At 65.3% G+C, this 18,728-nt stretch carries 13 protein-coding genes and 2 pseudogenes; 6 read left to right on the top strand and 9 right to left on the bottom strand.

What is annotated here, in order from left to right:
* Positions 1-163: 163 nt before the first annotated feature.
* The 3 genes and pseudogenes from AB3L03_RS37195 (at position 164) to AB3L03_RS37185 (ending at position 4,848) form a co-directional block, all read left to right on the top strand.
* Positions 164-2,032 (top strand): extracellular solute-binding protein, encoded by a 1,869-nt coding sequence (locus AB3L03_RS37195; RefSeq protein ID WP_368508014.1) that lies wholly within the window; start codon positions 164-166, stop codon positions 2,030-2,032.
* A gap of 4 nt (positions 2,033-2,036) precedes the next feature.
* Positions 2,037-3,538: pseudogene (locus AB3L03_RS37190) on the top strand (AMP-binding protein).
* 85 nt (positions 3,539-3,623) lie between these two features.
* A pseudogene (locus AB3L03_RS37185) lies at positions 3,624-4,848 on the top strand (GGDEF domain-containing protein).
* 202 nt (positions 4,849-5,050) lie between these two features.
* Here AB3L03_RS37185 and AB3L03_RS37180 read toward each other — a convergent pair.
* The 3 genes from AB3L03_RS37180 to AB3L03_RS37170 all read right to left on the bottom strand — a co-directional run bounded on the left by AB3L03_RS37180 (position 5,051) and on the right by AB3L03_RS37170 (position 9,303).
* The gene (locus tag AB3L03_RS37180; RefSeq protein ID WP_018457932.1) at positions 5,051-5,260 is read right to left on the bottom strand and encodes a cold-shock protein; all 210 of its coding nucleotides are present in this window, start codon (positions 5,258-5,260) and stop codon (positions 5,051-5,053) included.
* A gap of 237 nt (positions 5,261-5,497) precedes the next feature.
* On the bottom strand, positions 5,498-9,016 hold the full coding sequence (gene mfd, locus AB3L03_RS37175; RefSeq protein WP_018457933.1) for a transcription-repair coupling factor: 3,519 nt from the start codon (positions 9,014-9,016) through the stop codon (positions 5,498-5,500).
* Entirely contained in the window at positions 9,013-9,303 is a 291-nt protein-coding gene (locus AB3L03_RS37170; RefSeq protein WP_018457934.1) for a succinate dehydrogenase assembly factor 2, read from the bottom strand. Before AB3L03_RS37170 ends, mfd begins: the two co-directional genes overlap by 4 nt.
* A 182-nt stretch (positions 9,304-9,485) precedes the next feature.
* Between AB3L03_RS37170 and recG the strand changes: the two genes are divergently transcribed.
* Positions 9,486-11,594 carry an ATP-dependent DNA helicase RecG gene (recG, locus tag AB3L03_RS37165; protein ID WP_247336716.1) on the top strand — a complete coding sequence of 703 codons (2,109 nt, stop codon included), beginning with the start codon at positions 9,486-9,488 and terminating at the stop codon, positions 11,592-11,594.
* On the opposite strand, the gene panE is transcribed toward recG, so the two are convergent.
* The 3 genes from panE to AB3L03_RS37150 all read right to left on the bottom strand — a co-directional run bounded on the left by panE (position 11,591) and on the right by AB3L03_RS37150 (position 13,913).
* Positions 11,591-12,520 (bottom strand): 2-dehydropantoate 2-reductase, encoded by a 930-nt coding sequence (gene panE, locus AB3L03_RS37160; RefSeq protein ID WP_018457936.1) that lies wholly within the window; start codon positions 12,518-12,520, stop codon positions 11,591-11,593. The genes recG and panE overlap by 4 nt on opposite strands.
* 66 nt (positions 12,521-12,586) lie before the next feature.
* On the bottom strand, positions 12,587-13,417 hold the full coding sequence (locus AB3L03_RS37155; protein ID WP_204511258.1) for a helix-turn-helix domain-containing protein: 831 nt from the start codon (positions 13,415-13,417) through the stop codon (positions 12,587-12,589).
* A 106-nt stretch (positions 13,418-13,523) separates the two neighbouring features.
* Positions 13,524-13,913, bottom strand: coding sequence for a hypothetical protein (locus AB3L03_RS37150; protein WP_018457938.1), 390 nt, complete (start codon positions 13,911-13,913; stop codon positions 13,524-13,526).
* A 177-nt stretch (positions 13,914-14,090) separates the two neighbouring features.
* Between AB3L03_RS37150 and AB3L03_RS37145 the strand changes: the two genes are divergently transcribed.
* Complete coding sequence (locus AB3L03_RS37145) at positions 14,091-14,750, top strand: AAA family ATPase (protein WP_368508013.1); 660 nt, start codon at positions 14,091-14,093, stop codon at positions 14,748-14,750.
* Here the strand turns inward: AB3L03_RS37145 and AB3L03_RS37140 are convergent.
* The 3 genes from AB3L03_RS37140 to glmS form a co-directional block, all read right to left on the bottom strand.
* Positions 14,636-15,493, bottom strand: coding sequence for an NAD(P)-dependent oxidoreductase (locus tag AB3L03_RS37140; RefSeq protein ID WP_085353114.1), 858 nt, complete (start codon positions 15,491-15,493; stop codon positions 14,636-14,638). The two genes, AB3L03_RS37145 and AB3L03_RS37140, sit on opposite strands and share 115 nt — an antisense overlap.
* A 104-nt stretch (positions 15,494-15,597) precedes the next feature.
* On the bottom strand, positions 15,598-16,371 hold the full coding sequence (locus AB3L03_RS37135; RefSeq protein WP_204511259.1) for a DUF502 domain-containing protein: 774 nt from the start codon (positions 16,369-16,371) through the stop codon (positions 15,598-15,600).
* 89 nt (positions 16,372-16,460) lie between these two features.
* Positions 16,461-18,287, bottom strand: a complete 1,827-nt coding sequence (glmS, locus tag AB3L03_RS37130) for a glutamine--fructose-6-phosphate transaminase (isomerizing) (protein WP_204511260.1) — start codon at positions 18,285-18,287, stop codon at positions 16,461-16,463.
* A gap of 220 nt (positions 18,288-18,507) precedes the next feature.
* On the opposite strand from glmS, the gene AB3L03_RS37125 reads away from it, so the two are divergent.
* The gene (locus AB3L03_RS37125; RefSeq protein ID WP_018457943.1) at positions 18,508-18,726 is read left to right on the top strand and encodes a hypothetical protein; all 219 of its coding nucleotides are present in this window, start codon (positions 18,508-18,510) and stop codon (positions 18,724-18,726) included.
* The last annotated feature ends 2 nt before the right edge of the window (positions 18,727-18,728 follow it).

The following is an 18,728-nucleotide window of genomic DNA, read 5'->3' as shown; positions in this document are numbered from 1 at the left end:
ATAAGTGACGGGCTCGGCGCTCTTGCGCGATTGCGTGCCTTCTTAACGTGGCCGACGAAAAGATCAATGCCGACAAGCGCCTTTGACCGCGCGTCGGCGTGCGCCCCCGGGAAAATCCCTGTGATAGGATTCAGGCCTGCGGTCCTCGAATCAACGTGTCCACATGTTCATGTTCCAGCGCCTTCTCGAGGGCCGTCCTGAAGGTCTTTGCGTCCGCCTCTGTGTCCTGGCTTTCGCCTTGGGGCTCCCGTTTTCCTTGGGGCTTCCGGCCAGCGGCGCAGAGGCCGAGGAAGCCCACGCCATCGCCATGCACGGCAAGCCGGCGATGCCTGCCGGTTTCACCCACATGCCTTACGTCAACCCTGACGCCCCCAAGGGCGGCCGGCTGACCTGGGGCGTTCTCGGCACCTTCGACAGCCTCAATCCCTTCATCGTCAAGGGACTGGCCGTGCAGCCGGTCCGGAACTACGTGGTCGAGAGCCTGCTCGCGCGCGGCAATGACGAGCCGTTCACGCTCTACGGACTGCTCGCCAGATCGGTCGAGACCGATGACGAGCGCAGCTTTGTCACGTTCCACATCGATCCCTGCGCGCGCTTCTCCGACGGCAAGCCGGTCCGCGCCGAGGACGTGCTGTTCTCCTGGCAGTTGCTGCGCGACCACGGCCGCCCCAACCACCGGCAATATTACGGCAAGGTGGCAAGGGCCGAGGCGCCGGATCCCCTCACCGTCCGCTTCGACCTTGCGGGAGCCAATGACCGCGAACTGCCGCTGATCCTCGGCCTGATGCCGATCCTGCCGAAACATGCGGTCGACGTCGCGGCTTTCGAGGAGACGACGCTGTCGGGCCCGGTCGGCTCCGGCCCCTATCGCGTCACCGCCGTGAGGCCCGGTGCCAGCGTGACGCTCACCCGCAATCCCGACTATTGGGGCCGTGACCTCGCCATCAATCGCGGGCTCTACAATTTCGAGGAGATCAGGCTCGACTATTTTCGCGAAGCCAACGGCCAGTTCGAAGCTTTCAAGCGCGGCCTCTATGATTTCCGCATCGAGCACGAGCCGCTGCGCTGGCACGACGGCTACGACTTTCCCGCGGCGAAGAATGGCGACGTGATCCGCGACACCTTCAAGCCGGGCGTGCCGCAACCTTCCGAATTTCTGGTGTTCAACACGAGGCGTCCCATATTCGCCGACATCCGCGTGCGCCAGGCCTTGACGCTGCTGTTCGATTTCGAGCTGGTGAACCGCAACTACTTCTTCAACCTCTACTCGCGCGTCGCCGGCTATTTTGCCGGCTCGGACCTCTCAGCGTATGGCAAGCCTGCGGATGCGCGCGAGCGCGAGTTGCTCAAGCCGTTCGCCGCGCAGATCCCGCCTGACATCATGGACGGCAGCTACCGCCTGCCGGTGACCGACGGTTCGGGCCGCGACCGGACCACGCTGCGCGCGGCGCTGAAGCTGTTGTCGGAGGCCGGCTACGATCTCGACGGCACCGTGCTGCGCAACCGTGCGACCAAGGCGCCCTTCACCTTCGAGATCCTGGTCACGACCCGCGACCAGGAACGCGTCGCGCTTGCCTTTCAGCGCGACCTCAGGCGCGCCGGCATCGAGCCCAGCGTGCGATCGGTCGATCCCGTGCAGTTCGACCAGCGCCGGCTCGCCTACGAATTCGACATGATCCAGAACCGCTGGGACCAGTCCCTGTCGCCCGGCAACGAGCAATATTTCTACTGGGGGAGCGCTGCCGCCGACAGTTCGGGCACCCGCAACTACATGGGGGCCCGGGATCCCGCGGTCGATGCGATGATCGCCGCACTGCTGGAAGCCCGTGAACACACGGATTTCGTATCCGCGGTGCGGGCGCTCGACCGCGCTTTGATCTCCGGTTTCTATACAATCCCCCTGTTTAACGTATCCGAGCAATGGATCGCGCGCTGGAATCGGATAGAACGGCCAGAGGCCACCTCGCTGTCCGGCTATTTGCCGGAGACCTGGTGGTCGAAGGGGCAGCCGCAAGCTCATCAAGCAAAGTGACGCCGTGAACCAGCCAGCCGTATCGCCGACGCTCGACACACTGTTTCAGCGCACGCTGATGCGGCAGCCGCACGCGACCGCTCTGCTCGACCCCTGAACAAGTTCCGCGTGACCGGGCACGAGCCGCGGCGGATGAGCTATGCCGAGGCTGACACCGCCATCGAGGCGCTGTCCGCCTATTTCGTCGAATCAGGCCTGCCGGCCAATTCCGTCATCGCCATCCAACTGCCGAATACGGTCGAGTTCGTGCTCACCGTTCTCGCCGCCCATCGCGCCGGTCTTGTCGTCGCCGTGCTGCCGCTGCTCTGGCGCCATGCCGAACTGACCGCCGCTCTCAATCGTACCGCGGCGCGCGCCATCGTCACCATGAGCACGGTCGACGGCGTCAGCTATGCCGATCTCGCCATGCACGCGGCCGCGGAAGCCTTCTCGATTCGCCATGTCTGCGGCTTCGGCACCAACCTGCCCGAAGGCATGGCCTCGCTCGACGACGTGCAGGCCCGTCCGCCCGGCACAGCGCGCGCCGTGATTCAGGATGGCCGAAAGGCGGCGATGATCTCCTTCGACGTCACCGCGGAAGGCTTTCGTCCCGTGCCGCGGCCGCATTTCAGCCTGATCGCCGGGGGGCTCGCGATGTCGCTGGAAGCCGACATCAGGCAAGGCGCAACCGTGATGGCGGCGTTCACGCCGATGTCGTTCGCAGGGCTCGCCTCCTCGCTCGCGGTGTGGCTGCTGTGCGGCGGCACGCTGGCGCTGCATCACCCCTTCGAGAACGACGTGCTGGAGCAGCAGATCAATGCGCACGAATGCGACGTGCTGATCGCACCGGCACAGTTCGCCCAGCGGCTCGGCGATTCCGAGCTGGCGGCGCGGATGCCGAGCTTGCGCAACGTCATCGGCCTGTGGCGCGCCCCCGAGCAGGTGTCGGCGAGCGAGGCATGGATTGCGCCGCATGCGCCTTTCACGGACGTCTATCTGTTCGGCGAGGCCGGATTGTTCGGCGCCCGGCGTGGCGAGGACGGCATGCCGGTGCCGGTGATGCCGGGACCGCACGGCGCGCCGCGCGAGCAGTCGGGTTCGTCGATCGCCGGCGAGATTCTGCTGACGCCGAAGGGCACGCTCGGGCTGCGCGGCCCGATGGTGCCGATCGCGGCCTACGCCCCGCCGCCGCCGGTCGGCGACACCCTGATCGCGCAACCGCCACGCGACTATGTCGATACCGGCTACGCCGCGCGGCTCGACCGTCCCAGCGGCGCGATCTGCATCACCGCGCCGCCCTCCGGGATCATGGCCGTCGGCGGCTACCGCTTCCTCTCCAACGACCTGCAGGAATGGGCGCGCCGGCTCGGCCAGGGCGCCCTGCTGACCGCGCTGCCTGACCGGCTCTCCGGTCACCGGCTCGCGGGCCGGGCTCAGGACAATGCCCGCGCCCGCGAGGCGCTCAGCGAACTCGGGCTTAACCCCCTGATGGTCGAAGCTTTTCGCGACCGTTCCGGGCCGGTCTAAGCGGAGTTTCGACCGTTCCATTGACGCTGCATTAAGGCGGCCGGACTAGATTGCGCAGCACCTGTTGCGTGACCAGAGTTTCTCGATGTCCCAGGCCGGCCCGATCCTGTTTGTGTCCAATGGCGAGCGGCCGACCTTCCTTGCGGCGCTGGACGAGGCGCGATCTTTCCCGTGATCGACACCGGCTGGGCCGGCGCTGCGCGCGCGGTCGAAGAGGTACAGCCGGCCGCGGTTCTCGCCGCGATGCATGCCGGGCACGAGCCGCATCTGGCGCCGCTCGCCAGCAAGATCGCAGAGCAATCCCCTTACCTTCCCTTCGTGGCATTGGATGCGGCGGGCGCGCTCCCGCACAACGTCCTGCCCTTCTCTTCCTCGCGCGCCGGCCATTCGGAACGCCTGATCGCGCGGCTTCGCGCCGCTCTACGGATTCGTACCCTTCACGCCACGGTGCTGCGCCGGCTGCCCGAGGTCAAAGTCGCGCTGCCGGAGGCTGATCCCGTTCGCGATGCCACGGTGCTTCTGATCGGCCGCGGCGCGGCTTACCCCGCGCTTTCCGTCGCGCTCGGCGAGCGCGTCGGCGTCATCGGGGCGCTCTCGATCGAGGCAGCGGCCAAGCATCTCAACACCCGCGACCTCGACGGCGTCGTGCTCGCCGAAGGTTTTACCCCCGCGTGACCGATGCCTTTCTCACGGTGCTCGCCGAGGACACCCGCTTCCGCAGCCTGCCCGTGGTCGTCACTGCGCATCAGTTGACGCAGACTTACGACCTGCCCAATCTCGAACTGATCCCCGGCGAGTCAGCGAAGGTCGCCGCCAACGCGCTGCCCCTGATCCGCCAGCACGCCATGGAAGCCCAGCTGAGCCGTACGCTGCGCTCGATCGATGCCGGCGGGTGGCTCGACCCGCGCAGCGGCCTGCTCACGGCGGAAGCTTTTGCGCGTGATTTTGCCAAGGCGGTCGAGCAGACGCTGGCTCGCGGCGGCGGCCTCTCGGTCGCACGCTTCGCCTTCGATCCCGGCAATTCCCGCGCCCAGCTCGATGCCGCGCGCATTCTCAGCCGGCTGATGCGGCAGATGGATTTTGGCGTGGCGCAGAAGGACGGCTCGGTCGTCGTCGTGTTCGCGGAGACCGACTTCCGCACTGCGCACATGATCGCCCGCCGCCTCTCCGCGGTGATGCGGCACACGTCGAACGGCAAGCACGAGATGCGCAGCGATCCCGTCGTTTCGGTGGATTCGCTGTCGCCCTCGGATACGGCAAGGTCGCTGCTTGGGCGGCTGTCGGCCGAGGCATCGCGGGCGGCGTCGTAATCATCCGCGAGCGCTCGCTGCCGTCGGAGCTCGACTGCTCACATGTGGAAGCTTTACGCGAAACGCACCGTTCGCATTCTCATTCGCGAGGGCCGGCCGCTGGCGCAAAAAACCCGCGGCCGGTAAACGGTCGCGGGTCAAAAAATCAGAAGCTCTGCCAGTACATCCGTGGTCAAAGCAACGTCATTGGGATTGCGACAGCCTATGCGGCGCGCAGATCTTCAGCAGCAGACTTGCCGGTCTTGCGATCTGCAACGATTTCAAAAGAAACCTTCTGCCCTTCGTTGAGGGTATTCATGCCGGCGCGTTCAACGGCGCTGATGTGAACGAAGACATCCTGGCTGCCCTCGTCCGGCTGAATGAATCCGAAGCCCTTTTGGCTGTTAAACCACTTCACAGTTCCCGTCGTCATGGGGATCGTCCTTTAAGATAGATAAACGTTTAGCCGCGCTCAGAAGCGCGGTGGGTGTCGTCGAGATCTGGAGGGAGGGTCGTCAGTCAGGCGCGCTTTTCAGCGGCGAGGCCAAGTCGTTCGGCCGAAACTCGATAGACCGAACCTAGCAACTGTTCGATCATTGCGCAAGTGATCATATGTCGCTGTTCCGAGATCCGAGTGCGGCGCGTCGTTTCGCGCCGCCTCCGGAAACCTCTACGCCGCCTTCTTGCTCTGCGCGAGCTGCGCCAGCTGGCGCATGATCTCGGTGGTGCCGGCCAGACGCTCTTCCGGCGTCTCCCAGTCCTGCAGGAACACCACCTTCATGTCGGGCCGCACCTTCGCGGCCTGGCCGTGGCTGCGGATGAAGCTCACCAGCCGGTCGGGATGGGCGAAGGAATTGTCGCGGAAGGCGATGACGGCGCCCTTCGGACCGGCGTCGATCTTGCCGACATTGGCTTGGCGGCAGAACGCCTTGATCGCGGCGACCTTGAACAAATAGCGCACCTCGTCCGGCAACACGCCGAACCGGTCGCGCATCTCGGCGCCGAAGTTCTCGATCTCCTCCTCGCTGTCGAGGTCGGCGAGCCGGCGGTAGAGTGACAGCCGCACCGAGAGATCGCCGACATAATCCTCCGGAATCAGCACGGGCATGCCGATGGTGATCGTCGGCGACCAGCGGTCGGCCGCGGGCTCGGACACGCCAGCCTTGAGGTTGACGATCGCCTCCTCCAGCATCGATTGATAGAGCTCGAAGCCGACCTCCTTGATATGGCCGGACTGCTGCTCGCCCAGGATATTGCCCGCGCCGCGGATGTCGAGATCGTGCGAGGCGAGCTGGAAACCCGCGCCCAGCGTCTCCAGCGATTGCAGCACGGTGAGCCGGCGCTCGGCCTGCGCCGTGATCTTCTGCTGCGCCGGCAGCGTGAACAGCGCATAGGCCCGCAGCTTGGACCGGCCGACGCGGCCGCGGAGCTGATACAGTTGGGCAAGGCCGAACATGTCGGCGCGATGCACGATCAGCGTGTTGGCGTTGGGGATGTCGAGGCCGGATTCCACGATCGTGGTCGACAGCAGGATATCGAACTTGCCGTCGTAGAACGCCGTCATGATATCCTCGATCACGGCGGGCGGCATCTGCCCGTGCGCAACCGCAACCTTCATCTCCGGCACGTTCTTGTCGAGGAAATCCCTGACCTCGGCGAGGTCGTCGATGCGCGGCACCACGTAGAACGCCTGGCCGCCGCGATAGCGCTCGCGCAGCAGCGCCTCGCGGATCATCAAGGGGTCGTGCGGGGCGACGAAGGTGCGGACCGCGAGGCGGTCGACCGGGGGCGATGCGATGATCGAGAGCTCGCGCACGCCGGTGAGCGCCAATTGAAGTGTGCGTGGAATCGGCGTGGCCGACAGCGTCAGCACGTGCACCTCGGCGCGGAGCTGCTTCAGCCGCTCCTTGTGGGTCACGCCGAAATGCTGCTCCTCGTCGACGATCAGCAGGCCGAGATCCCGGAACTTGATCGACTTGCTGAGCAGCGCATGGGTGCCGACGACGATGTCGACCGAGCCGTCGGCGAGGCCCTTCTTGACCAGATTGAGCTGCTTGGCGGGCACCAGCCGGGAGGCCTGCGCGACCTGGACCGGGAAACCCTTGAAACGGTCGGTGAACGTCTTGTGATGCTGACGGGCGAGCAGCGTGGTCGGCACCACGACCGCGACCTGCTTGCCTTCGAGCGCCACCGCGAAGGCGGCGCGCAGCGCCACCTCGGTCTTGCCGAAGCCGACGTCGCCGCAGATCAGCCGGTCCATGGGACGGCCGAGCTCGAGGTCCTTCAGCGTGGACTCGATCGCACCAAGCTGATCCTCGGTCTCGTCATAGGGGAAGCGCGCGCAGAACTCGTCGTAGAGGCCCGGCTGCACCGGCAGCTTCGGCGCCTCATGGAGGTGGCGCTCGGCGGCGATCTTGATCAGCTCGCCCGCGATCTCACGGATGCGGTTCTTGAGTTTGGCCTTGCGCGTCTGCCAGCCCGAACCGCCGAGACGATCAAGTTCGACCGTGGTCTGGTCGGAGCCATAGCGCGACAGCAGCTCGATGTTCTCGACCGGCAGGAACAGCTTGGTCTCGGCGGCATAATGCAGCTCGAGGCAGTCATGGGGCGCGCCGGCGACGTCCAGCGTCTGCAGGCCGATGAAGCGGCCGATGCCGTGATCGACATGGACCACGATATCGCCGGCGGCGAGGCTCGTCACCTCCGAGATGAAATTGTCGAGCTTGCGGCTCGCCTTGCGCGGTCGGACCAGGCGATCGCCAAGGATATCCTGCTCGCTGATGACAGCGATCTCGTCGGTCTCGAATCCGCTTTCGAGGCCGAGCACGGCCAGCATGGTCTCGTTGCGCGGGGTCGCCTGCACCGTGCGCCAGCTGTTGACGCTGGTCACGGGGGTGAGCTTGTGATCGCGCAGCATCGAGGTCATGCGGTCGCGCGAGCCCTCCGTCCAGAGCGCGATGACCACCTTCTTGCGGTTTGTCAGTAGCCCATGCACATGTGCGACGACGGCTTCGAAGACATTGATCTTGTTATCGTTGCGCTCCGGGGCGAAGTCTCGTCCCTTGCGCGCGCCGGCATCGACCACGCTGGTACCATCAGCGGGCACCGAAAACTGGGTGAGCCGCACCAACGGCATCCCGCTCTCACGCTTGCCCCACTCCTCCTCGGTCAGGTAGAGCCTGTCAGGCGGCAGCGGCTTGTAGATGGCACCGCCGCCCGGATGCTCCATGGCGTCGCGGCGGGCCTGGTAATAATCGAGGATCTGCTTGAAACGCTCGCGGATGGCGTCCTCGGCCTGCGGCTCGATCGCGACGCAAGCTCCTTGCAGATAGTCGAACAGCGTGTCCATCCGGTCCTGGAACAGCGGCAGCCAATGCTCCATGCCGGGATGGCGGCGGCCCTCGCTGACGGCCTCGTAGAGCGCATCGTCGCGCTCGGGCGCGCCGAACTCAGCGACGTAGCCCATGCGAAAGCGGCGGATGGTCTCGGTGACGAGCTGGAATTCGGAGATCGGCACGAGATCGAGCGCGCGCATGTCGAGCAGCGTGCGCTGGGTCTCGGCATCGAAGGTGCGGATCGATTCCAGGCTGTCGCCGAAGAAATCGAAACGGACGGGCTGGTCCAGGCCGGCCGGAAACAGGTCCAGAATGCCGCCGCGCACCGCGTATTCGCCGGGCTCGCGCACGGTCGAGGAGCGGTTGTAGCCGTTGTGCTCGAGCCAGGCGATGATGGTATCCATCGGCACGACGTTGCCGGGGGCGACCGACAGCGCCTGCGCCGCGACGAGCTCGCGCGCCGGCACGCGCTGTACCACGGCGTTCACCGTGGTCAGCACGATCAGCGGCTTGTCGCTACCGGTCAGTGACGCCAGCCGCGCCAGCGTCGTCAGGCGCTGCGCGAGGACGCCACCATGCGGCGAGACGCGGTCATAGGGCTGGCAGTCCCAGGCCGGGAAGGTCAGCACGGGCAAATCGGGCGCGAAGAATTGCAGAGCACGTTCGAGCTGCTGCATCCGCGGCCCGTCGCGACAGATCACCGCGAGGCTGACAGCCGGCTTCTTCGGCCGCGCCGCGATGGCGCGCGCGAGATCAGAGATGACGAGGCCCTCGGCACCCTCGGCAACATTGGCAAGCGTGAGCGCGCGGCCGGGCGTGAGCAGCTCGGCCGGCGATTTCATCCCCTGCTTCATACGTCGCGGTCCGCGATCGGAAACCCCTTGATGCGCGCAAACAGCGGGCCGATGACGTCGGCGGCAAGCACCTTGTCGCCGGTGATGGCGGCATAGAGGTCGGGATCGGCCTCTTCGAGCAGGGTCTCGAGCTGCGTCAGCTCGTCATCGGACAGATTGCCGATCTCGGCATCCGCGAACCGGCCGAGGATCAGGTCCATCTCGCGCGTGCCGCGGTGCCAGCAGCGGAACAGAAGCCGCTTGCGGCGGTCGTCCAGCCCGTTGCTCGATCGTGTCGTTCCCGTCATGTCTCAATTCCAGTCAAACGCCAAAAGCCCGGACGTGCCGGGCCGGGGTGATATAGCCACTCGGGCGGGCCCTGTCAGCCCTCGATTTGTCATGGCCCGCTGCCCCGCAAGGGCACGAAAAACACGTGGATGCCGGGCATAAAGCCGGGCATGACGAGCGAAAACGGTCCTAGATTCGCCTGATGCGCCCCAGCCTGCTCAACCCGCTGTTTGCCCCCGTGACCAGCCTGCCCGGCGTCGGTCCGAAGCAGGACAAGCTGCTGCAATATCTGCTCAGCCGCAATGAGACGCCGCGGCTGGTCGATCTGTTGCTGCATTTGCCGAGCCAGGTGATCGACCGTCGCGCCCGGCCGAAGATCCGCGACGCCGTGCAGGGAACCATGGTGACGCTGGAGGTCACGGTCGACCGCCACCGCCCGCCCCCGCCGCGCAATGCGCGCGCGCCCTACCTCGTTTACGCCAGCGACGACACCGGCGACGTCGTGCTGACGTTCTTCCGCGCAAAGCCCGGCTATGTCGAGAAGCTGCTGCCGATCGGCGAGAAGCGCTTCGTCTCCGGCACGCTCCAGATGTACGACGCCGTCCCGCAGATCGTGCATCCCGACCGGGTGCTGGACGAGGAGGCGATTTCCAAACTCTCCGGCATCGATCCCGTCTATCCCTTGACCGAGGGCCTTGCACTCGGCTCGCTGCGCCGTGCGGTCGCGCAGGCGCTGCAGAAGCTCCCGGCACTGCCGGAATGGATCAGCCCGGAGGTGCTGCGCCGCTGCGGCTTCCCGCCGATCGCCGAGGCGCTCACCCGCGTGCACCAGCCGGTCGAGCTCACCGACATTCTGCCCGACCAGCCGTTCTGGTCGCGCCTCGCCTTCGACGAACTCCTGGCCGGGCAACTTGCGCTTGCCCTGATCCGCGCCCAATTGCGACGCCCGGCCGGTGTGCGCAACGCCGGCGACGGGCACCTCCGCAACAAAATCATCGATGCCCTGCCCTATGCGCTGACAACCTCCCAGCGCGACGCAGCAGCCGCCATCGCCAATGATCTACAACAGCCGGTGCGCATGTTGCGCCTGCTCCAGGGCGACGTCGGCTCCGGCAAGACCGTGGTCGCGCTGCTGGCCGCCGCTGCCGTCACTGAGGTCGGCAAGCAGGCCGCCTTGATGGCGCCGACCGAAATTCTGGCTCGTCAGCATATCAAGACCATCGCGCCGCTCGCCGAGCGCGCGGGCATGCGGGTCGCGATCCTCACCGGCCGCGAAAAGGGCAAGGAGCGGCGTGACCTGCTGGCACAACTCGAAGCCGGCGAGATCGACCTGCTCGTCGGCACCCATGCGCTGATCCAGGACGACGTGATCTTTAGCGATCTCGCCCTCGCCGTCGTCGACGAGCAGCATCGTTTTGGCGTGCGCGAGCGGCTGGCGCTGACGGCAAAGGGCGAGGCCGTCGACGTGCTGGTGCTGAGCGCCACGCCGATTCCGCGCACGCTGGTGCTGACCTATTTCGGCGACATGGACATCAGCGAGCTCAGGGAGAAGCCGGCCGGCCGCCAGCCGATCGAAACTCGCACCATATCGATGAGCCGCCTCGGCGAGGTCACCGACAGCATCGGCCGCGCGCTCGAATCCGGCAAGCTGGTCTACTGGATCTGCCCGCTGGTCGAGGAATCCGAGGCCGAGGGTACCGAGCACCTGACCAATGCGACCAAGCGCTTCGAAACCCTGCAAAAGCGTTTCGGCGACCGTGTCGGCCTCGTCCACGGCCAGATGAAGGGCACCGAGAAGGACCGCGTCATGGGCCAGTTCGCCGCCCACGAGATCGGTCTGCTGGTCGCGACCACCGTGGTCGAGGTCGGTGTCGACGTGCCGGCGGCGACCATCATGGTGATCGAGAACGCCGAACGCTTTGGCCTCGCCCAGCTTCATCAATTGCGCGGCCGCATCGGGCGCGGCTCGGAGGCCTCGACCTGTCTGCTGCTCTACTCCGAGCCGCTCGGCGAGATGTCGAAAGCACGGCTGAAGGTGATCCGCGAGACCACCGACGGCTTTCGGATCGCCGAGGAAGATCTGAAGCTGCGCGGCGAAGGCGATGTGCTCGGCGTGCGCCAGAGCGGCCTGCCCGGCTACCGCATCGCCCGCTCGGAGGTGCACGGCCAGCTCATCACGCAGGCCCGCGACGAGGCGCTGCGCATCCTGAAGGACGATCCAAAACTCAAGGGCGAGCGCGGCGAGGCACTGCGCTGCCTGCTGTATCTGTATGAGCGGGATGAAGCGATCCCGCTGATCGGAGCGGGTTAGCTGGCCGCTCGTTGCCGCCCAATCTCATAAGCCGCCACATGCGCTCGGGCGAGATCCAGCAGGGGCGTGTCGATGCCGAGTGCACGAGCCCGGTTGGCCATATCGCCGAGGATATGCTCCGCCTCGGTGACCGAGCCGCGCTCGATATCACGCAGCATCGAGGCCTTGAGCGGGGAATCCGGGGTCGTGAACAGCTTCCGGTCAAACTCGATGAAAGGCGCTCGCGGCTCAAAACCCGAGGCCGTGGCGACGGCGCAGCATTCGGCAAACAGGCGGAAGATGGATTGCTCGCCGTTCGGAACGGCCAGAATGTCTCCGATGCTTGCACGCATCAGGCAGGTGATGCCGGCGAGCGTCGAGAGCTGGACGAATTTCTCCCACATGTCCTGCATGATCGCTTCGCTGGCGCGCACGTCGATACCGGGCACGTGCAGCAGCGTCTCCAGGGCGAGCACACGCTCGCTCAACGACCCCCCGATTTCGCCGAAGACGATGGTCTGATTGGCCATGAACTGAACGACGCGGCCATCCGCATCGAGCCCGGCACTGACGTTCGCGAGCCCGCCGAGAACCTGAGCGGCGCCGAACCGCGCCGTCAGGGCGTCGACATGTTTCAGCCCGTTGAGGATCGGCAAAATCATCGTGTGGGCGCCAACGGCCGGGGCAAACTGGGCCATCGCATCGTCGAGCGAGTAGGATTTCACCCCGACGAGCACGACGTCGAACGTTTCCTTGAGGTCGTTGGCCAGGATGATCTTCGGCTGCACGGCGAAATCGCCCTGCGGGCTCACGACCTGCAATCCATTCCGCCGCAATTGCTCCGCACGCCCGGCCCGCACCAGAAAGTTCACGTCGCCGCCGGCTCGGACCAGGCGCGCTCCGTAGTAGCCTCCGAGCGCTCCCGCGCCGATCACAAGCACTCTCATTCGAACTCCCATTGCGGAGTGACCGCTTTCGCAGAAACAATAACAGATGAGCCTCGCGACGTCTCCTCAACCGGCGTGCGCGCGCAAGAACCTGCCGTGCTCGGCTTCGGTCCCCTCGTTGGCGGGGAACATGCACTCGAGCCGCAGCTCCTCCCCCGTCACCGTCTGCGGCGTTCCAACCGTCGTGATCAGGGAGAAGTAGTCCAGCGTCACACCGTCCTTGACGAAGGACAACGGGATCATCGGCATCGCATCGGATGCCGACGGCGCACGCCATTCCGGCTTCACCCCGGGGTATTGCGACAGCTCCTCCAGCAACGCCTTCGTCCTGATGTCAACCACGTGTCCGACTGCCTCGCGATACACCCGCGCCAGCAGCCCGCGTGCGGTCTGCGGCCAGTTCGCGATAAAAGGGCGCATGCCCTCCGGATCGAACATAAGATGCAGCAGGTTTCGTGGCGCCGGCCGTGCGGACATGTCGATGAAGCAATTGAACAGAAGCGGCGCGGCCTCATTGGTCATCAGCACGTTCCAGTACCGGTCCATGACGATGGCGGGAAACGGCTCGTGCTGACGCAGCATGCGTTGCAGGGCACGGTTGATGCTCGTCATGGCGGGCGCCTCGAGCGCGGGCTCGGAATAGGACGGCGCATAGCCGGCGGCCAGCAGCAGCTCGTTGCGTTCGCGCAAGGGCACGTCGAGGGCTTGCGCAAGGTCGAGCAGCATCTGGCGGCTCGGAACGCTGCGGCCGCTCTCGACGAAGCTGATGTGCTTCTGCGAGACGCCGGCGTCGAAGGACAGGTCGAGCTGCGTCTTGCCGCGAATGTCCCGCCATTGACGCAGCAGCGCGCCCGCGGAACTGGCGCGCGTCTTGAGGGCACTGGCCGTCGCTTTCATGGCCGACTGATCCTTCCTGTCGATGTGCGGCATCGTCAACGCGCATCGGCGGCGGTAAGTCGGCTTGTCCGAGGCACCACCGCCGATGGTAGCAGGTTCGTGGCGATCAACCGAAGGCGACCGGCCCCACGGCACCGACCCAGTGCCGTACCTTGGTGTCGTTCCTCTCGTCCATGTAGAAGAAGTGCGTCATCGTGGGATGAACCGTCTTCATTGAGGGATCATCGGGTGTCATGTCCACGACACCCCGAAACACCTTCAGCGACCCCGCGTCCCAATATTCGGTGATGTGATGGAGCGCGGTGAATCCGGTGTCGATGAAGGCCTTCAGATTGCCGCGGATCGCCTCGCGCCCCTTCCAATCGGCGACGCCGAGGTTGCAAACGGCATCTTCCGTAAAACAGTCGAAGCCTGGTCCGAAGGTCTTGTTGTCGATCTCCCGCCACATGTCGAGCAGCCATTGCGGCGGCTCCTTCTTCGTAAACACGACTTGCATAGCTCTCTCCTCATGCACCGACACACACGCGACAGGAGGCTTGATGGAATGCTTCCTGTCGGGTGAATGAACCGGGACAGTAGCCAGGCTGCAGATGGGCTCAATTACATGCCAGGTAATAAGGCGCGTTCGGAGGCCTCCTCTTCCCTTCGCCCGACTTTATGGAACCCTACGACGATGCGCCGGATCATCGTTGTAGGCTGTCAGGGTAGCGGAAAGACGAGCCTCTCCCGAAATCTCGGGCAAAAGCTCGCGCTGCCGGTGGTGCATCTCGACGTGCTCTACTGGCGGCCGGGATGGAAGCCATCCGACAAACCGAACTTCCGAGCACGGGTTACTGAGGCGATCGCGGGCGACGCATGGGTTGTCGACGGCAGCTTCTCGGGACTTGCCTTCGATCTCACGCTCGCGCGCGCCGATACGCTGGTCGTCATCGACCGCCCGCGCTGGCTCTGCCAGTGGCGCATTCTCCTGCGATCCGCCTTCGATCGCGACAAGGCCCGGCCTGATCTCCCAGAGGGGTGCCCCGAGCAGTTCGACTGGAAATTGATGCGCGAGGCGTGGCGCTACGACACCGAGCGCGCGCCTGTCATCGAGGCCGAGCGTATGCAGTATGGCGCTGACGTTCCGGTCGTGCGCTTGAGACGCGATCGAGACATCCAGGGGTTTCTGGATCTCGCTGCACGGCACATGATGGATGGCGGTGACGTGAGACGGGACGATCAGGATTTCTTCTGCGCGATGCGCGCGGCGAATGCCTTCATCAGGTCGGTATCCGCCGCCTCGCCTTTCGCATCCTCGGCGAGGTGGTCGAACCAGCGCGCAAAGCCTTCGTAAACCTGGCTCGCCGGATGATCGGGGCCGAGGAAGCCGGAAATCTCCCGCATCTCCGCGACCCAGCGATAGGCTTTCGGAATCATGTCCGGCAGCGCGACTTCGAGCCGGGCCAGAACCGCGGGCTGGCTGAGTGCGAGTTCGTCGCGCAGCGCATCCGCAGCCCCCGCTTTCGTTGCCGCGACCACCATCGCCGCGCCGATCCCGGCGAGGCCCTTGACGATCCCGGCATAGGACATTTTCAGCGCGGACGCGGCACCGACCGGCCCTTCGACGATCCGCACGTCGAGCCCGAAATCCTTCAGCACGGCGACATCCTTGGCGTGCTCGCCCGACATGTAGAAGGCCGGGCTCTTGCCACCGGGCTGGGGCGGGAACCCGATGATGCCGGCATCGACGAACGGCGCCTGTGCCGAGCCGATGATCTCCTCGATCCTCATCACGGTATCGACGTTGACGGCATTGCAATCGACCACGACCGGCTTCTTCTCGCGCCGGACGATCAGCCCGGCCAGCCGCTCGGCGAGCGCCACGGCTTCGCCCGGCGGCACGATCGACAGGATGATGTCGGCGTCCGCGATCGCGTCGTCCTCGGCGCCGATCATGCCGGCATCCGTGGCGCGTTTGCGCGTCGCTTCGCTCCGCCCTCTCAACGACGTCAGCACACGCGCACCGTGCTCGCCGAGACGGCGGGCCACGGCACTGCCCATGGCACCGGGCGCGAGGATCGCAATAGTTTTGGACATCGTGCACTCCAGATCGAAGCCCGAGCAACGCGCTCAGTTCAATCGGAGACTAGCAGAGGACGAGACGCCCGCGTGAACGGCGGCCATCCCGCAGGGGAATGGCCCTACTCCACCTTCGCAGGCTGGGGCTGCACCGCCGCCGAGGCGTTGGCAATACGCGCGGCATTCGCCATGCCCGCCAGCGCCGCTGCCTTCTTCGAATCGGGCGCTGAGCCCGGCTGCACGACGCCGGCCGACATGATCAGCGTCGCGGCATCCTCGGTGCTCATGTCGACCTCGACGATCTTGCTCTTGGGCACATAGAAGAAGAAGCCGGTCGTCGGGTTCGGCGAGCACGGCAGGAACACCGAGACGTGCTCCTCCTGACCCGGCAGGCTGCGGGAGACGTCCTCGTTCGGCGCTTGCGAGATCAGCACGATCGACCACATGCCCGGCGAGGGAAACTCAACCAGGCCGACTTTGCGGAAGCTCGAGCCCTTGCCCGAGAACAGCGTCTCGAACACCTGCTTCAGGCCGCGGTAGATGGCGCGTACCGCCGGGATGCGGCCGAGGAAGGTCTCGCCGACATCGACCAGTGTCCGGCCGATCAAATTGGCCGCGAGGAAGCCGACCAGCGTCAACGTGAAGAATGCGACGATCAGCCCCCAGCCGGGAATGACATAGGGCAGATAAGTCTCGGGCCGATAGGCCAGCGGCACGAACGGCCGCACCACGCCATCGACCCAGGTGACGAACCACCAGACCAGATACAGCGTGATCGCAATCGGCCCCGTCACGATGAGGCCGGTGAGGAAATAGTTACGGAAGCGGCCGATCAGGCCGGTATGCGGCTCGAGCACGGCATCAAGAGGCGCAGGCGCGTCGTCACGGGGGTTCATTCGGGTTCCAAGTCAGTCGCTTCGTCCAAGCTAGGGTCTTCTAGCAGGTTTTGGAAGACCACGAAGCGTCCCGCACTCGACCCTTCTGCCTATTCCACCGTCACGGATTTCGCGAGATTGCGCGGCTGGTCGACATCGGTCCCCATGATGACCGCCGTATGATAGGCGAGCAGCTGAACCGGGACCGCATAGACCATCGGCGTGAACGCCGCCGCCATATCGGGCATGACGATGGTGACGAGGGACTCGACGGTTGCCTCCTGCGCGCCTTTGGCGTCGGTCATCAGGATGATCTTGCCGCCGCGAGCGGCGACCTCCTGCATGTTGGAGACGGTCTTTTCGAACACCCGGTCGTAGGGCGCGATGACGACGACAGGCATGGTCTCGTCGATCAGCGCGATCGGGCCGTGCTTGAGCTCGCCGGCGGCATAGCCCTCGGCGTGGATGTAGGAGATCTCCTTCAGCTTCAACGCCCCTTCGAGGGCGAGCGGGAAGCTGGTGCCGCGACCGAGATAGAGCACGTCGCGAGATTTCGCGATCTCGCGCGCGAGCTTCTCGATCTGGAGCTCGGTGGTGAGCGCATCCGACATCAAACGCGGGATTTCGACGAGCCCGTGAACGAGCTTGGTCTCGTCCTCGTCGGTCAGTTCGCCGCGGGCCTTGCCGGCCGCGATCGCAAGATTTGCCAGCACCATGAGCTGGCAAGTGAACGCCTTGGTCGAGGCGACGCCGATCTCTGGGCCGGCCAGCGTTGGTAGCACGGTCTCGCTTTCGCGCGCGATCGTCGAGGTCGGCACGTTGACGACGGCCACCGTGTGCACGCCTTGGGCCTTGGCGTAGCGCAGCGCGGCCAAGGTGTCGGCGGTCTCGCCCGACTGCGAGATGAAGATGGCGAGATCACCCTTGCGCAACGGCGCCTCGCGGTAGCGGAATTCGGAGGCGACATCGACCTCGACCGGCACGCGCGCGAAACGCTCGAACCAGTATTTTGCGACGAAGCCGGCGTAGCTCGCAGTGCCGCAAGCCGTGATGTTGATGCGCTGGATGTTCTTGAAGTCGAACGGCAGCTTGACCGGCAGCGAGACCCGCTCGGTCGCCATGTCGACATAGCGTGCCAGCGTGTGGCCGACCACTTCCGGCTGCTCGTGGATCTCCTTGGCCATGAAGTGGCGGTAATTGGCCTTGTCGACCAGCGAGGTCGAGGCCGCGTGCTTGGTCTTCTCGCGCTGGACGGCATGGCCGTCCTTGTCGAAGATCGAAGCGCTTGTATGGGTCAGCACGACCCAGTCGCCGTCCTCGAGATAGCTGATCGTGTCGGTGAACGGCCCGAGCGCGATGGCGTCGGAGCCGAGATACATCTCGCCGTCACCATAGCCGATCGCGAGCGGCGGACCGTTGCGCGCGCCGATCATCAAATCGTCCTCGCCCGCGAAGATGAAGCCGAGTGCGAACGCGCCGCGCAGCCGCGCCAGCGTCAATTTCACCGCTTCCACCGGCTTGTTGCCGCGCGTGAGCAGGTCGTCGACGAGATGCAGCACGATCTCGGTGTCGGTCTGGGTGTGGAACACCGTGCCTTTCTTTTCGAGCTCCTCGCGCAGCTCGCGGAAATTCTCGATGATGCCGTTGTGAACGACGGCGACACGCTCGGTCGCGTGCGGGTGCGCATTGTTCACGGTCGGCTTTCCGTGGGTGGCCCAGCGGGTGTGACCGATTCCGGTCGTGCCCTTGAGCGGCTCGGCCTCCAGCCGCTTCTCCAGATTCTTCAGCTTGCCCTCGGCGCGGCGGCGCTCGAGATGCTTGCCCTCGAGCGTGGCGACGCCCGCGGAATCATAGCCGCGATATTCAAGACGTTTGAGCGAATCCACCAATTGCTCTGCAACCGGCTGGCGCCCGAGAATGCCGACAATCCCGCACATGCGGATCAATATCCCCCAAATCGTCGAAAAATCGCCTAAACGACCAGCTCAGTTTTTAGCGAAGTTCCTAAGGAACCAGATACTCAATAATTATTGCTGATTGAGACAGCACCGACGGCGACCGAGCCTCGCCTGCGTCGAACTGGCTGGGCCTTAAACCGCGCGCGTTAACTTGTTGTCAACAAATTTGGCCAACCCTTGCGTACCAAGGAGAGAGGCCATGAAAGGCTCATCCAACCGCAAAGGCCTGTCATCGATGGCGGTGCGCGCCAGCGAGACCACCGGCACGCACCTCGCGCATTGGCCGCCGCCCCAGCGCGGCAAGGAAAGCAAGCCCGTCTTCATCAAGCATGTCGCGGGCGAGCCGGCGAAGCGTGCCAAGCCGCGCGGCTGGCGCCTGACGCGCGCGATCTTCTCCGAATTCGCCGACGACGAATAGCG

This window comes from Bradyrhizobium lupini (genome assembly GCF_040939785.1).
Classification (GTDB): domain Bacteria; phylum Pseudomonadota; class Alphaproteobacteria; order Rhizobiales; family Xanthobacteraceae; genus Bradyrhizobium; species Bradyrhizobium canariense_D.
This window is presented reverse-complemented; position numbering and strand designations above follow the sequence as displayed.